Origin of the sequence: Sharpea azabuensis DSM 18934 (genome assembly GCF_000702165.1) — a bacterium.
Lineage (GTDB): Bacteria > Bacillota_I > Bacilli_A > Erysipelotrichales > Coprobacillaceae > Sharpea > Sharpea azabuensis.
Map to the genome: position 1 here is coordinate 13,836 of NZ_JNKU01000038.1, position 14,184 is coordinate 28,019.

General features: G+C 38.6%; 15 protein-coding genes. 14 read left to right on the forward strand and 1 reads right to left on the reverse strand.

Annotated features, from left to right (window positions below; all coding sequences use genetic code 11):
* The first annotated feature begins 80 nt into the window (after positions 1-80).
* From fmt to T529_RS0108690, 14 genes are all read left to right on the forward strand, one after another.
* On the forward strand, positions 81-1,037 hold the full coding sequence (gene fmt, locus T529_RS0108625; protein WP_033163208.1) for a methionyl-tRNA formyltransferase: 957 nt from the start codon (positions 81-83) through the stop codon (positions 1,035-1,037).
* A 5-nt stretch (positions 1,038-1,042) separates the two neighbouring features.
* Complete coding sequence (locus tag T529_RS0108630; protein WP_033163209.1) at positions 1,043-2,344, forward strand: pyrimidine-nucleoside phosphorylase; 1,302 nt, start codon at positions 1,043-1,045, stop codon at positions 2,342-2,344.
* A gap of 149 nt (positions 2,345-2,493) precedes the next feature.
* Positions 2,494-3,330: a Cof-type HAD-IIB family hydrolase gene (locus tag T529_RS0108635; protein ID WP_033163210.1), complete on the forward strand. Its 837-nt coding sequence runs from the start codon at positions 2,494-2,496 to the stop codon at positions 3,328-3,330.
* A 14-nt stretch (positions 3,331-3,344) separates the two neighbouring features.
* A complete protein-coding gene (locus T529_RS0108640; protein ID WP_033163211.1) occupies positions 3,345-3,989 on the forward strand; it encodes a hypothetical protein in 645 nt (214 codons plus the stop codon).
* A 9-nt stretch (positions 3,990-3,998) separates the two neighbouring features.
* Positions 3,999-4,934, forward strand: a complete 936-nt coding sequence (gene pyrB, locus T529_RS0108645; RefSeq protein WP_033163212.1) for an aspartate carbamoyltransferase — start codon at positions 3,999-4,001, stop codon at positions 4,932-4,934.
* Positions 4,931-5,356 (forward strand): aspartate carbamoyltransferase regulatory subunit, encoded by a 426-nt coding sequence (locus T529_RS0108650; protein WP_033163213.1) that lies wholly within the window; start codon positions 4,931-4,933, stop codon positions 5,354-5,356. The genes pyrB and T529_RS0108650 overlap by 4 nt, the downstream gene beginning before the upstream one ends.
* Before the next feature lie 47 nt (positions 5,357-5,403).
* Positions 5,404-6,558, forward strand: coding sequence for an MFS transporter (locus tag T529_RS0108655; protein WP_033163214.1), 1,155 nt, complete (start codon positions 5,404-5,406; stop codon positions 6,556-6,558).
* A 9-nt stretch (positions 6,559-6,567) separates the two neighbouring features.
* On the forward strand, positions 6,568-6,867 hold the full coding sequence (locus T529_RS0108660; protein ID WP_033163215.1) for a hypothetical protein: 300 nt from the start codon (positions 6,568-6,570) through the stop codon (positions 6,865-6,867).
* Positions 6,868-6,912: 45 nt separating this feature from the next.
* Positions 6,913-7,734, forward strand: a complete 822-nt coding sequence (locus tag T529_RS0108665) for a Cof-type HAD-IIB family hydrolase (RefSeq protein ID WP_033163216.1) — start codon at positions 6,913-6,915, stop codon at positions 7,732-7,734.
* A gap of 96 nt (positions 7,735-7,830) precedes the next feature.
* Positions 7,831-8,658 (forward strand): alpha/beta hydrolase, encoded by an 828-nt coding sequence (locus T529_RS0108670; RefSeq protein ID WP_033163217.1) that lies wholly within the window; start codon positions 7,831-7,833, stop codon positions 8,656-8,658.
* A gap of 87 nt (positions 8,659-8,745) precedes the next feature.
* Positions 8,746-9,579 (forward strand): HAD-IIB family hydrolase, encoded by an 834-nt coding sequence (locus T529_RS12605; protein ID WP_051646930.1) that lies wholly within the window; start codon positions 8,746-8,748, stop codon positions 9,577-9,579.
* 131 nt (positions 9,580-9,710) lie between these two features.
* On the forward strand, positions 9,711-10,172 hold the full coding sequence (locus T529_RS12610) for a MarR family winged helix-turn-helix transcriptional regulator (protein WP_051646931.1): 462 nt from the start codon (positions 9,711-9,713) through the stop codon (positions 10,170-10,172).
* Positions 10,169-11,911, forward strand: a complete 1,743-nt coding sequence (locus T529_RS0108685; protein WP_033163218.1) for an ABC transporter ATP-binding protein — start codon at positions 10,169-10,171, stop codon at positions 11,909-11,911. The genes T529_RS12610 and T529_RS0108685 overlap by 4 nt, the downstream gene beginning before the upstream one ends.
* The gene (locus T529_RS0108690; RefSeq protein ID WP_033163219.1) at positions 11,911-13,815 is read left to right on the forward strand and encodes an ABC transporter ATP-binding protein; all 1,905 of its coding nucleotides are present in this window, start codon (positions 11,911-11,913) and stop codon (positions 13,813-13,815) included. The genes T529_RS0108685 and T529_RS0108690 overlap by 1 nt, the downstream gene beginning before the upstream one ends.
* A 100-nt stretch (positions 13,816-13,915) precedes the next feature.
* Here the strand turns inward: T529_RS0108690 and T529_RS0108695 are convergent.
* Positions 13,916-14,184: hypothetical protein (locus T529_RS0108695; RefSeq protein ID WP_033163227.1), on the reverse strand; the 269-nt coding region annotated here is incomplete at its 5' end.

The window sequence follows — 14,184 nt, forward strand, 5'->3', positions numbered from 1 at the left end:
GCTATGATACAATGTTTTTGCATGAAGGAAAAGATACAGCCTGATGTTGTATCTTTTTAACTTTTAGGAGGCTTATAAAGATGAATGAAAGAATTGTTTTTATGGGTACAGCTGATTTCTCAAAGGCTGTCTTAGAAATGCTTTTAAATGAGCATTATAATGTCGTTGGGGTAGTCACTCAGCCAGATCGTGAAGTCGGACGTAAGAAGGTCTTGACAATGAGTGAATGTAAGGAAGTGGCAATTGCCCACGATATTCCTGTCATTCAACCTGAACGCATTCGCAAGGATTATGAAGATGTTCTAGCACTAGAGCCTGATCTTATTATCAGTGCAGCTTATGGCCAGATTGTCCCAGACATCTTACTCGAAACACCACGCTTAGGGGCCATCAATGTCCATGCATCCCTATTGCCTAAATATCGTGGGGCTGCACCTGTCCATTATGCGATTATTAATGGCGAGAAACAAACCGGTGTAACAATCATGTATATGGCGCATGACATGGATGCAGGTGATATCATTTCCCAGGAAATGACAGCTATTCGTGATGATGAAACGGTTGGTGAACTCTTTGATGAGCTGACAGTGATTGGAGCAAGATTATTGCGTCGTACACTCCCTTCAATTCTTGAAGGCAAAAACCCACGTTTCAAACAGGATGAAGCGAAGGTGACTTATTGTCATCAGTTTAAACGCGAAGATGAACATTTAAACTGGAATCAGAGTGTCCAGGCAATTTATAACCGTGTTCGTGGCATGGATCCATGGCCAGGAAACTATACGGTTTATAAAGGACAGAATGTGAAGATCTGGAAGGGTCGTATTCATCAGTGTGAAAATGCGATGAAGCATCATGGTCATGAAAAGAATGGGACAATTATTAAGATCTTCAAGGATGCAATCGGGGTTAAGGTTGAAGATGGTGTTTATTTAATTACGGAACTTCAGGTACCAGGTAAACGCCGTATGCGTGTGAAAGATTATTTGAATGGAAAGAGTATCTTTGAAGAAGGTACTGTATTTGATGAGGTTTAAGTTTTATGAGAATGGTGGATTTAATTGAAAAGAAGAAGCATGAGCAAGAATTAAGTGAAGAAGAGATTCATGATATTATTCAAGGCTATGTCGCAAATCAGATACCTGATTACCAAATGTCAGCTTTCATGATGGCCACTTACTTTCAGGGTATGTCAGAAAAGGAAACAGCCATCTTGACAAGTGAAATGATGCATAGTGGTGACACGATGGATTTAAGTGGTATTCAAGGAATTAAGGTTGATAAACATTCAACAGGTGGCGTTGGCGATAAGACTTCACTCGCTGTTGGACCAATGGTTGCAGCGTGTGGGGCGCCGGTGGCTAAAATGAGTGGCCGTGGCTTAGGTCATACAGGTGGTACACTTGATAAACTTGAATCCATACCGGGCTTATCTGTTTATTTGAGTGAGGAAGATTTCATTAAACAGGTGAATGAGATAAAACTGGCGATTATTGGCCAGACAAAGCAGCTTGATCCAGCTGATGCCAAGATGTATGCCCTTCGTGATGTCACTGGAACGGTTGATTCCATTCCCCTTATTGCCTCAAGTATTATGAGCAAGAAGCTGGCAGCTGGGGCTGATGCCATCTTGTTGGATGTGAAATATGGTGATGGGGCCTTCATGAAGAATGTGGAAGATGCTAGAAAGCTCGCAAAGACAATGATTGCGATTGGTGATCATCTTGGCCGTGACACGCGTGCTACCATCTCCAATATGAATCAGCCTCTTGGTAATGCAATCGGCAACAGCTTAGAAGTCAAAGAAGCCATCGCAACACTTAAAGGCGAAGGCCCTCGTGACTTCACTGAACTTTGTTTTGAAGCAGGGGAAACGATGTTGTTGATGACAAAGATGGCGGATACAAGAGAAGAAGCTCATCAGAAGCTTGAAGCCGTTATCAAGGATGGCAGTGCGCTAGCGACTCTTGCCAAAATGGTGGAAGCACAGGGCGGTGATCCATCCTATATTATGCATCCAGAAAAGTTCCCAGAGACCAAAGAAGTCATTACTGTTGAAAGTTTAAAGACGGGTTATATTGAAGACTTAGAAGCCCTCAATCTTGGTCTTGTTTCAATGAAACTTGGTGGCGGCAGAGCAACAATGGATGATCAAATTGATCATGCTGTTGGGTTGGTGCTGAAGAAGAAGGTTGGTGATCATGTTGAAGCAGGTGAACCACTTCTTGATGTTCATACCAATACAGGATTAAGTGAAGAACTTAAAGCAGAGATTCTTTCGGCTTATCATATTGTGGATCATGAAGTAGCTACACCACAACTCATTGAAGAGATTCTTGAGTAGTCCATAGAGTCGTGCTATACTTGTCATGAAAGAAAAAGAGGATGAGCTATGAATACTTTACGTTTAAGAAAACTGTATCATGCGGATAGATCTTCTTTTCATATTTTTTAGGATATTCATTTGGATATCCTTTTTTTGTGGAGGTTTGTATGAAATACTTATTTTTTGATGTGGACGGTACGCTTTTAGGGAAAAGCCGCCATATTACCGAAAACACAATTACAAAATTAAATGCACTCAAGGACAAAGGGCATCATATCTTTATTTGTACCGGACGTGCACCAACATCCATTGTTTCCGGCAATCTTGAACGAGTACCTGCTGATGGCTTTATAGCTTCAGCTGGGGGCTTTGTGAAAGTGGGCAATGAATTTATCTTTAAGAATTATATGGATAGTGACATTCTAACAGAAGTCATTACGCTTTTTGTGAATCACAAAGTGCTCTTTGCCTTAGAAACAGAGAAAGCCATCTATCAATCACCAGGCGTCAATGAATTCTTTGACAATATGCATCATCGTGAATTTGGGGACAATGTAGAATTACAGCGTTTCTTTGAACTCAAGCGTGAAAAAGAAAACCGTGTTCCTCTCTCTGAATTTGATCCCGCTAAGATTGGCGTCACAAAGGTTGCCTTTATTGCGACAGATCGCTATCAGTTCCTCGATATTGTTCAGTATTTGTCAGATCATTTCAATATTGTGACATTCTCAAGTGAAAATAATGATTTTATTAATGGTGAGATTATTTTAAAGAACTGTACCAAGGCTGATGGTATTAAACGCATTATCAACTACTATCATGCTGATATGAAGGATACAGTTGGTTTTGGTGACAGCATGAATGATTATCAAATGATTCAGGAATGTGCTATTGGTGTTGTCAGTTTAAAGGCGCCAGAGAAATTAAAAGCACTTGGTGATTATTTCTTTGATGACCCTGATCAGGATGGTATAGTGAAAGTAATTAATGAGATGCATTTATAAAGGGGGGCTGGTAGATGGATTATCTCGATGAAGCCATCTTGGTAAAAGATGAATTTGTACGCTTGTTGGAAAGTGCAGAATTAAGGCAGACATTAAGCCAAAAGGACCTCGAAAGACTCTATGTCTTAACAGGGAAGATAAGCTTTCTCTATGGGCATGCCTATCTTGATCAATATAATGAAAGCAAGCTCGCTCTTATTTCGACTATCAATGAGTGGATATCTTCACTGACATATTCCTCATTCAATCTCTTTGATGACAAGATGAGACTGGGCAAAGAGACAACGCAACAAATGAAAGAAATCAAAAATGCTTTAAAAGATATATCCACATCTTCTACTCTTGATGATGAAGATGATGTAACGATTGAAGAAATAAGAGAACAATGCATCACCTATCTTCAACAAGACAACATTTCTCAATACAATAAAACACTCTATGGCCTCATACTCTATGGTCAAAAGCGTAGTGCTGAAATCAGTGCTGCCTATCACGATGATGATAGTGAGGGGGAGAAAGATAGCTATTCCATTTATGAAGGGGAAAAACAAGCCAGTGAAGTCTTAGAACACTATACAACACTCTATGATGATCTCTATATTCATGATCAACACTATCATAAAGAAGCAATACTTAATCTATTAGAAAATATGCAGTAGGAGGCAAATATGAAAAAGACTATTATTGACCCAATTGATCTTACCGTAGAAGAGATTGATGGACTTATTGCGTTAGCTGATGACATCATGAAAGATCGTACAAGATATCAGGATGTCTGCAAGCATAAGATTCTCGGTACATTATTCTTTGAACCAAGTACCCGTACACGTTTATCTTTTGAAAGTGCGATGCTTTCATTAGGCGGAAGTGTGCTCGGCTTTTCGGAAGCAAGCTCATCTAGTGCATCGAAGGGCGAGTCTGTTATGGATACTGTACATATTGTATCGAATTATTGCGATATTATTGCCATGCGTCATCCTAAAGAAGGTGCACCTCTTGTTGGCAGCAAGCACTGTCATGTCCCATTGATCAATGCTGGTGATGGTGGCCACAACCATCCAACTCAGACGCTCACTGACTTATTGACGATTCATCGTGAAAAAGGACGTCTTGATAATATGACGATTGGATTCTGTGGGGATCTGAAGTTTGGGCGAACAGTCCATTCCTTACTCAAGGCGATGGCCCGTTATGAAAATATCCGTATGATCTTTATTTCACCAGAAGAACTCAAGCTCCCAGAATATTTGAAAGAAGACTATCTTGATCCAGCTCATATTGATTACAAAGAAGTCACTTCCCTTGATGATGTCATGGGTGAACTTGATGTTCTCTATATGACACGTGTCCAGAAAGAACGCTTCTTTAATGAACAGGATTATTTGAGACTACGTGATACTTATATTCTTGATTTGAAGAAACTTGAAAATGCGAAAAAAGATTTATCCATTCTTCATCCATTACCACGTGTCAATGAAATTACCGTTGATGTGGATGATGATCCACGTGCTGCCTATTTCAGACAGGCGGCTAATGGACGCTTTATCAGAATGGCATTAATATTAAGTCTTTTAGGATTGGATCATGAGGTGGAAAGATTATGAAAATAGATGATGTAAAAAATGGTATTGTCTTAGATCATATTACAGCAGGAAAAGTCATGGAAGTTTATGAAGCTCTGGAGCTTGATAAGCTGAATTGTTCGATTGCGATATTGAAGAATGTTCGTTCGACGAAGATGGGTAGAAAAGATATCTTGAAGATTGATAATGATTTTGATGTAGATTTGGATGTTCTTGGCTATCTTGATCCTAATATAACTGTATGTATTATTAAGGATGGAAAAATTGTTGAAAAGAAACAGATGCAGTTGCCTGAAACAATTGTCAATGTCGAAAAATGTAAGAATCCAAGATGTATTACATCAGTAGAAAAGAATCTTGATCAGATCTTCTATCTTGCCAACCGTACAAAGCGTATTTATCGTTGTAAGTATTGCGACAGCAAGATTGAACGTTCGAAATAGAGACAAACTGCCTGGAGTATTCCAGGCGGTTTTTTTGAGGAAGAATTATGAATTGTAGAATACTGAATACAAAATATGCCTTGATCCAGGGCATCTATTATATTATTCTTTGCGTCCTTATGTCCTATGGTGCACTCTATTTAGGTAAAGTAGGACTCAGGACTGGCTTTATTGGCATTGTCATTGCTAGCGCAAACATCCTTGCAACCTTAGCCCAACCCATGATAGCTAGATATATTGATCAACATCATACACCACTTGCTTCTATATTATTGGGGATGGCTATGCTTTGTGGGGTTTTATCAGTTGTGATGTTTGTGATTGGTCAGCTGCCTTATCTTGTCGCAATCATCTTTGCCCTTCTTTCAGCCATGGCGATTACGATGATGCCTTTTATCAATGCGTTGACTTTTGTCTTTGAAGAAAAGGGTGTAGTGCTGAATTTTGGCTTGAGTCGTGGCATTGGTTCGGTCGCTTATGCCCTTATGTCACTAATTCTAGGCTATATTGTTTCAAGAATATCACCAATCTATTTACCATTTGTCATAACGATCAGTAGCTTAGGCCTTTTGCCCATACTTCGTGGCTTTCGGAATGATCATGTTGGCTATCATCAAGACACAGTAAAGACAAGCTTCTTTAGTTTTCTTCAACATTATAAGCTTTTCTTTTTGATGCTTGTTGGCTATATACTGATTTATATTGACCATCAGCTTATTAATACCTATATGATCTATATTGTGAGGAATATTGGTGGAAATAGTGTTTCAATGGGGATTGCAACATTCATCGCAGCTTTTCTTGAACTGCCAGGGATGGTCCTGTTTCAAAAATATAAAGACAAACTCAATATCTCCTATGTTATGATCTTTGCCGGCATCATGTATTCCATCAAACATCTTTTAACTCTCTTTGCCCCTAATATGAGCATCTTCTTCATCGCTCAGATGCTTCAGATTTTTGCCTTCGCACTTTTCATTCCTGCTAGCGTCTTCTATATTGATTCTTTCTTTGACAAGAAAGATGCGACAACTGGACAAGCCCTCTTTACAATGTCAGCGACAATAGCTGGCGTGATTGCGAGTGTTGCAGGTGGATTATTGATTGAAGTGACAAGCGTTCATATAACCCTATTTATCTTTGCTGTGCTATCTGTTGTGGGTAGTGCTATACTTGTCTCATCAATCAAATGTATGAAATAGGGTGATGAAATGAAACATAGTTGGAAAGATGTATGGAAATATGGTGTACTGAATGAAACACTCCATGTCTTTGATCCACGTTCGTCATTGGAAAAAGGACAGCTTGATGAATGGGGACAAATGATGGCGGAAATGATCAGGGGAATCCTTGTCATTATTGTCTTAGTAATACTTGGATATCTTCTTTTTAAAGAAGGTAAGATTTTTAAAAGTACTGCTGGTATGATTATTATTGTAATTGTAGGCATTGGTGCTTTAAGCTGGGCGCTTAGGAAAATTATTCGGGGGATCGCGCATATTCGCGATTGATAAGGGCGTCATTCAATGATAAGATTGACTCCGAGGTGATAAGAAATGAATGAACCAAAAGTCATTGTATTAGATATAGACGGAACACTTTTTGATGATGAAAAGAAAATTCAGCCCAAAACAAAAGAATTCTTAATTAAAGCCCAGGAGAGAGGCAATGTTGTCGTATTGGCAAGCGGTCGTCCTGCTAGTGGGTTATGGTATATTGCCGAAGAACTCAAAATGAGTGAACATCATGGCTTATTATGTTGTTTTAATGGTAGTCAGGTTGTTGACTGCACAACAACAGATATCCTCTATAATACACCAGTAGATATTAATAAAGGACGAGAAGTCTTGAAACACTTACGTAAGTTTGATGTCACACCAATGCTTTATAAAGATGCTTACTTGTATGTAGAAAATGCCTATGCACCAAAAGTAGAATATGAGTCAAGACTCTGTAAGATGATGGTTTGTGAAGTCAATGATTTAGCTGCTTTCTTGAACTGGGGCACAAATAAGATCTTAACTGCCGGTGATCCTGCCTACTTAGAAAAACATGCCAAGGAAATGGCTGCACCATTCAAGGATCAGCTCAACTGCATGTTTACCGCACCATTCTATTTTGAATTTACAGAAAAAGGCATTGATAAAGCTAAAGCTCTTGATGTCGCTTTAAAGAAACTTGGCTATACAGCCAATGATTGTATTGCCTTTGGTGATGCAGAAAATGATTTATCGATTATTAAGTTTGCAAAAACAGGTGTTGCCATGGGTAATGCGACTAATGAAGTCAAGAATGCTGCTGACTATGTCACACAGGATAATAATCATGAAGGTATCTATAATGCCCTCAAGAAATATATGCCTAGCTTGCTTAAATAGCGTTGAAGACTATAACATTTATGTTATGGTCTTTTTTATTTTATGTTCTAAATATGATAAAATTATTTATATATATAAATATGAAAGAGGTATAATATGGCACATTTAACTTGTAACTTTTTTTCAAAATCACTTATGCGTACAGTCGATATTACGGTTATTCTTCCAACGGATAAGTTTGTCGCAACAGATCCTCATTTCAAACCACAATCGACATTTAAGACACTTTATCTACTCCATGGCATACTAGGAAGTACGACGGATTGGATTGTTGGTACAAGGATTGCTGCATGGGCTGCAGAAAAGAACTTGGCGGTTGTCATGCCAAGTGGTGAGAATAAATTCTATGTTGATCAGCCAGATCACATGGAATACTTTGGTGAATTTATAGGTCAGGAACTTGTAGACTTCACAAGAAGAACCTTCCCCCTTTCTTCGAAAAGAGAAGATACATTTATTGGCGGTCTTTCAATGGGTGGATATGGTGCTCTTCGCAATGGCTTAAAGTATCATGAAACATTTGGTTCTATTGTCGCTTTGTCGAGTGCACTTATCCTAGATGATGTCTATACATCATCCTATGATAATCCTAATCTTATTGGCAATCGTCATTACTATGAATCTGTATTTGGCAATCTTTCAAAGCTCAAGGGCAGTGATAAGGATTATTATGCCCTTATTGATGGCCTTAAGAAAGAAGATATTCCTCATATCTATATGGCATGTGGCAATGATGATCATTTGTTGAAGAAACAAAATGATGCCTTCCACCAACACTTACTTGAAAGAGATATTCCTCATGAATACCAGACAGGACCTGGTGGTCATGACTGGGTCTTTTGGGATACATTCATCCATAAAGCTCTCGACTGGCTACCTTTGGATGATGCAAGTGCAGGTGTAAGCAGTGGGCATGTCCAATAAGTCTTTCAACATTTGAAAAACAAAAGCATTCCTCAATATCCTCGATTAAAATAATGAAGGTTATAAAGATATGAGGTGGGACAAGATATGATTAAACTCTTTGCATCGGATCTAGATGGAACATTGCTTCCACGATCACATCAATTTGATGAACTTATTGTGGCATCAATCGAAAAGATTGTTGCTTCAGGCTATTACTTTACAATTGCCACTGGTAGAGACAGCGCTATGACAACACTCAATGGACTAGAGAATAAGATCTATCAGATCTGTTTGAATGGGGCACTCATAAAAAGTCCACAGGGTACAATCTTGAAAAAGGAATTGATTGATAAGGATGTTTTGAAATTAATTTTGGAAGAATTTGATGACTTGAATCTCGAATTCCTCACACCAACAAAGACCTATACCAAACAATCCCTTGAAGCTTTCACACAAAAGCTTAGAAGTATGCCTTTAGAAGAAGATGTTGATGTCACAAAGATGTTTATGAATAATGCATCCAAGCATCTCGTCTTTAATCAAAGTACGCAAGAGATTCTCGAACAGGATATCTGCAAGATTAATACATTTCTAGAACCAGGCCAGTCCTATAATCGTTTCTATCACTTTCTTGATGAACATAGTGATGCCATTATCAATGCTCCATGTGATGACAATATGATTGAAATTACGAAAAAATCTGTAAACAAAGGTACAGCTATTCATTGGCTTGGACAATATCTATATATCCATGATGATGAAATAGCGGTCTATGGAGATGGGGGCAATGACATTAAGATGTTGTCAATGTTTCAACATTCCTATGCTCCTTCAACAGCCTTAAAAGAAGCTCAATATGCTGCTCATACACAACTTGGGCCTTACTATGAATATAGTGTCGCTCGGCATATGTTGGAAACAATCGCAAAACAGAAATAATACCAAAATAGCACTTTCCTGATGAAGAGGGAGTGCTTTTTGATTAATTTTTTCACATAATGAATTTCTCTTGCATTTCACTAGGGTCCGAGTATAATAACTGCGAGGAACCTAGGAAAGTAGGTGAAAATATGAAAGATGAAAGATCGGAGTGTGCTCTTTATGGCAATTTACGGAAGTTAGGCCATTTTCTTTTTATCTATACGGGCAACAAGACAGGACAACGTCGAGCGTTGATTTTTCTTGATGAAAAGAAGGAAACAAGTCAGCGTGAATTACAGACCAAGCTTGATATTCAGTCTTCTTCGCTTGCCGAAATGCTTGGCAAGATGGAAAATGAAGGACTCGTGGAGAGAAGAAAGGACGAAGATGATGCACGTAAGGTTCTCATTCGCCTAAGTGAAAAAGGACATCAGGAAGCAAAACGCCAAAAGGCTCAGCTTGATGCCATACAATTACAATTATTTGCGACATTAACTGAGGAAGAAAAAGATGAGCTCTTACATCTTCTAGATAAACTTAATGTCTATTGGGATCAGTTAAGACATGATCCAGAGTTTTTAAATCAATTGGAAGGAGTCAAGAAAAAATGACGAAAATTCTACTTAACTCATTAAGAGAGTATAAGAAAGATGCAATTAAAACACCAATCATTGTCATTGGTGAAGTCATTATGGAATGTATTATTCCATTTTTCATTGCCAGACTAGTCAACCTCTTACAGGCTGGTAAGGCGACACCGCATGTATTATGGACATATGGTCTTGCATTATTTGCGATGGGCTGTTTCTCGCTCTTCTTTGGCGCATGGGCTGGTATTACAGCGGCCAATGCATCAGCCGGTTTTGCGAAGAACTTAAGAAGAGATTTATTCACAAATATTCAGTCATTCTCTTTTGAGAATATTGATAAATTCAGCGCTTCATCACTTGTCACACGTATGACAACGGATATCACAAATGTACAGATGGCCTTTATGATGATTATTCGTATTGCCGTGAGAGCTCCATTGATGATTGTCTTCTCATTCGTGATGGCTTATGTGATGGGTGGTTCTTTATCTTTTATTTTCTTGTTTACTATTCCTGTTCTTGGGGGTGGATTATTCTATATCTCAAAGAAGGTTATGCCATTATTCAAGGCTGTCTTTAATAAATATGATAAACTAAATGCTTCTGTACAGGAGAATATCAATGGTATTCGTGTTGTGAAGTCTTTCGTGCGAGAAGACTATGAAAACAAGAAATTCTTTAATGCGGCTGAAGATGTTCGTGGAGATTTCACAAGAGCTGAAAAGATACTTGCCATCAATGCACCATTGATGCAGTTCTGTTTATATCTTGTTGTTGTATTTACGTTGTCATTTGGTTCATACCGCGTTATTTCTACAGGTGCCTTAGGGCTCAATGTCGGCCAGCTTTCTTCCATTCTTACTTATTCATTCCAGATTCTTATTTCCTTGATGATGCTTTCTATGATCTTTGTCATGATTACCATCTCAACAGAATCTGCTGAACGTATTGTGGCTGTATTAAGTGAAAAGAGTACTCTTACTAATCCAGAACATCCACTTATGGAAGTAAAAAATGGTGATATTGAATTCAAGAATGTCTCATTCAAATACTCATCAAAAGCTGATCGTAATGCCTTAGATCATGTTAACCTTTCTATAAAGAGTGGTGAAACAGTTGGTATTATTGGTGGTACTGGTTCAAGTAAGACATCATTAGTCAATTTGATTTCAAGACTTTATGATGTCACTGAAGGGGAAGTGCTTGTTGGGGATCATAATGTCAAGGAGTATGACCTCGTAACACTGAGAGATCAGGTTTCTGTTGTTTTACAGAAGAATGAATTATTCTCTGGGACAATTGCGGATAACTTACGTTGGGGTAATGAAAATGCGACAGATGAAGATATTAAAGAAGCAGCCCATTTAGCCTGTGCTGATGAGTTTATTGACTTGATGCCTGATGGCTATAATACTTATATAGAACAAGGTGGTACAAACGTATCAGGTGGTCAGAAACAAAGACTTTGTATTGCCCGTGCACTTTTGAAGAAACCAAAGATTCTTATTCTTGATGACTCTACAAGTGCTGTTGATACAAAGACGGATGCAAAGATCAGAGATGGCTTCAAGCGTTTCATCCCTGAAACAACAAAAATCATTATCGCCCAGCGTATTTCATCCGTCCAGGATGCCGATAAGATCATTGTCATGAGTAAAGGAAGCATTAATGCCATAGGCACACATGAAGAATTACTGAAGACAAATGAAATCTATCAAGAAGTCTATTACTCACAAAACAAGAAAGAAGGTGACAAATAATGGCTCAGAAATCAAATTTATCACTTGTTAAAAAGGGGACATTAAAGCGTTTGATGAAAACACTTTTCTCTTTCTTCCCAGTGCTCTTGCCATTCGTTGTATTCCTCATTCTTCTTAATGCCATCATTTCAGCCATTCCAGCTGTATTCCAGCAACGTATTATCGCTTTAATTGATGAAGCTCTTAAAAAACATATGAGCTGGTCACAAGCAAGTGGTCCAATCTTTAAGAATTTAATGATTCTTATCGTCTTCTATGTCATTTCACTTGTTGCCGCATTCTTATATCAAAGACTGATGGCTGTTATTACACAGGGCTCACTAGCGAAATTCAGAGAACAAGCCTTCAAGCGTATGGAAAGCTTGCCTATTCGCTACTTTGATACACATGCCCATGGTGATATCATGTCCGTTTATACAAATGATATCGATGCATTACGCCAGATGATTTCTCAGTCCTTCCCACAGCTTTTCTCAACATTCGTCGTTCTTGTGACACTTGCTGGAGTCATGATTTATTATTCAATCAACATGTTTATCATGATTATTATTGGTGTCATCTTAATGGCTATTGTTACCAAGATACTTGGTGGTAAATCCACAAAGTATTTCGTTAAGCAACAGGTTACTCTAGGTGAAACTGAAGGTTATATTGAAGAAATGATGAATGGTCAGAAAGTCGTTAAAGTCTTCAATCATGAAAAAGAAGCCATTGCTGACTTCGATAAGGTCAATGAAAACTGGTTTGAAGCAAGCCGTAAAGCCAATATGTATTCCAACATTCTTGGCCCTATTCTTCATAATATGTCTAATATCCTTTATGTCATCGCAGCTATTACTGGTGGGGTTTTATTATTGTGGCATGTCCCAAATATCTCTATATCAGGTATGGCTATCTCTATTTCTATCGTTGTTCCATTCCTGAATATGACAAAGCAGTTTACTGGTTCAATTGGCCAGGTATCCCAGCAGATTAATGCCGTTGTCATGGGTCTTGCCGGTGCAGCCCGTATCTTTGAACTTATGGATCAGGAACCAGAAGTTGATGAAGGCTATGTTACATTAGTAAGAGCTAAGGAAGTCAATGGTGAAATCGTGGAAACAACTGAACGTACAGGCATGTGGGCTTGGAAGCATCCTCATCAGGATGGTACACTAAGTTACACGAAGCTAGCTGGCGATGTCGAACTTGAAGATGTAGATTTCAGCTATAATCCTAATAAACAGATTCTCTTCGATGTCAATGTCTTTGCAAAACCAGGCCAGAAGGTTGCCTTTGTTGGAGCAACGGGTGCCGGTAAAACAACTATTACAAACCTTATCAACCGTTTCTATGATATCCAGAAAGGTAAGATTAGATATGATGGTATTAATATCGATAAAATCAAGAAAGATGATCTAAGAAGATCATTAGGCATTGTCTTACAGGATACAAACCTCTTTACGGGAACAGTTATGGACAATATCCGCTATGGTTATCTTGATGCAACTGATGAAGAGTGTATTGGTGCAGCCAAGCTCGTTGGTGCGCATGACTTCATTACACGTTTACCAGAAGGCTACAACACGCCACTTCGCAACAACGGTTCCAACCTTTCGCAAGGTCAGCGTCAGCTTATTGCGATTGCGAGAGCTGCTGTAGCTGATCCACCAGTTATGATTATGGATGAAGCAACATCATCTATCGATACACGTACTGAAGCAATTGTACAAAGAGGCATGGATGCTTTAATGCATGGACGTACAGTCTTTGTCATTGCCCATCGTCTTTCTACAGTACAAAACAGTGATGTCATCATGGTACTTGATCATGGTCATATTATTGAACGTGGTAGCCATAATGACTTAATTGCCAAGAAAGGTCAGTACTATCAGTTATATACTGGTGCCTTTGAACTTGAATAATATATGAAAAGAAGGTGAAATGATATGATCCCTGTCAAGTAGACAGAGAAAATATCCAAAACAACTACCAAGCAAGGTCAATTAGATTTGGCCTTGTTTTTTATTGTTGTGCTTGCGCCTGGTGTTTTGCTTTGCTCTTCTCAATCCCTTCCCAGAATCGTTCTATTCTTCTGTTTGGTGCAATCGGATACTGTTCCGGTGTATTTGCAGTCAGTGCTTCCTGTCTTACCTGGTACGCAGTCTTCCCATGAAAACGTTTCTGTGGATATCTGTAGATATAGTATTCATATGTCCGGTATATGATCTCTGCAGCTTCCTCATACGTATGTGCCTTGCCAAACAGAACCTTGGCCATATCCTTGATGAACC

What these genes read in the sequence shown, in the direction of transcription:
- fmt (WP_033163208.1), top strand. Translation starts at nt 81, where the DNA reads ATGAATGAAAGAATTGTTTTTATGGGTACAGCTGATTTCTCAAAGGCT.
- T529_RS0108630 (WP_033163209.1), top strand. Translation starts at nt 1,043, where the DNA reads ATGAGAATGGTGGATTTAATTGAAAAGAAGAAGCATGAGCAAGAATTA.
- T529_RS0108635 (WP_033163210.1), top strand. Translation starts at nt 2,494, where the DNA reads ATGAAATACTTATTTTTTGATGTGGACGGTACGCTTTTAGGGAAAAGC.
- T529_RS0108640 (WP_033163211.1), top strand. Translation starts at nt 3,345, where the DNA reads ATGGATTATCTCGATGAAGCCATCTTGGTAAAAGATGAATTTGTACGC.
- pyrB (WP_033163212.1), top strand. Translation starts at nt 3,999, where the DNA reads ATGAAAAAGACTATTATTGACCCAATTGATCTTACCGTAGAAGAGATT.
- T529_RS0108650 (WP_033163213.1), top strand. Translation starts at nt 4,931, where the DNA reads ATGAAAATAGATGATGTAAAAAATGGTATTGTCTTAGATCATATTACA.
- T529_RS0108655 (WP_033163214.1), top strand. Translation starts at nt 5,404, where the DNA reads ATGAATTGTAGAATACTGAATACAAAATATGCCTTGATCCAGGGCATC.
- T529_RS0108660 (WP_033163215.1), top strand. Translation starts at nt 6,568, where the DNA reads ATGAAACATAGTTGGAAAGATGTATGGAAATATGGTGTACTGAATGAA.
- T529_RS0108665 (WP_033163216.1), top strand. Translation starts at nt 6,913, where the DNA reads ATGAATGAACCAAAAGTCATTGTATTAGATATAGACGGAACACTTTTT.
- T529_RS0108670 (WP_033163217.1), top strand. Translation starts at nt 7,831, where the DNA reads ATGGCACATTTAACTTGTAACTTTTTTTCAAAATCACTTATGCGTACA.
- T529_RS12605 (WP_051646930.1), top strand. Translation starts at nt 8,746, where the DNA reads ATGATTAAACTCTTTGCATCGGATCTAGATGGAACATTGCTTCCACGA.
- T529_RS12610 (WP_051646931.1), top strand. Translation starts at nt 9,711, where the DNA reads ATGAAAGATGAAAGATCGGAGTGTGCTCTTTATGGCAATTTACGGAAG.
- T529_RS0108685 (WP_033163218.1), top strand. Translation starts at nt 10,169, where the DNA reads ATGACGAAAATTCTACTTAACTCATTAAGAGAGTATAAGAAAGATGCA.
- T529_RS0108690 (WP_033163219.1), top strand. Translation starts at nt 11,911, where the DNA reads ATGGCTCAGAAATCAAATTTATCACTTGTTAAAAAGGGGACATTAAAG.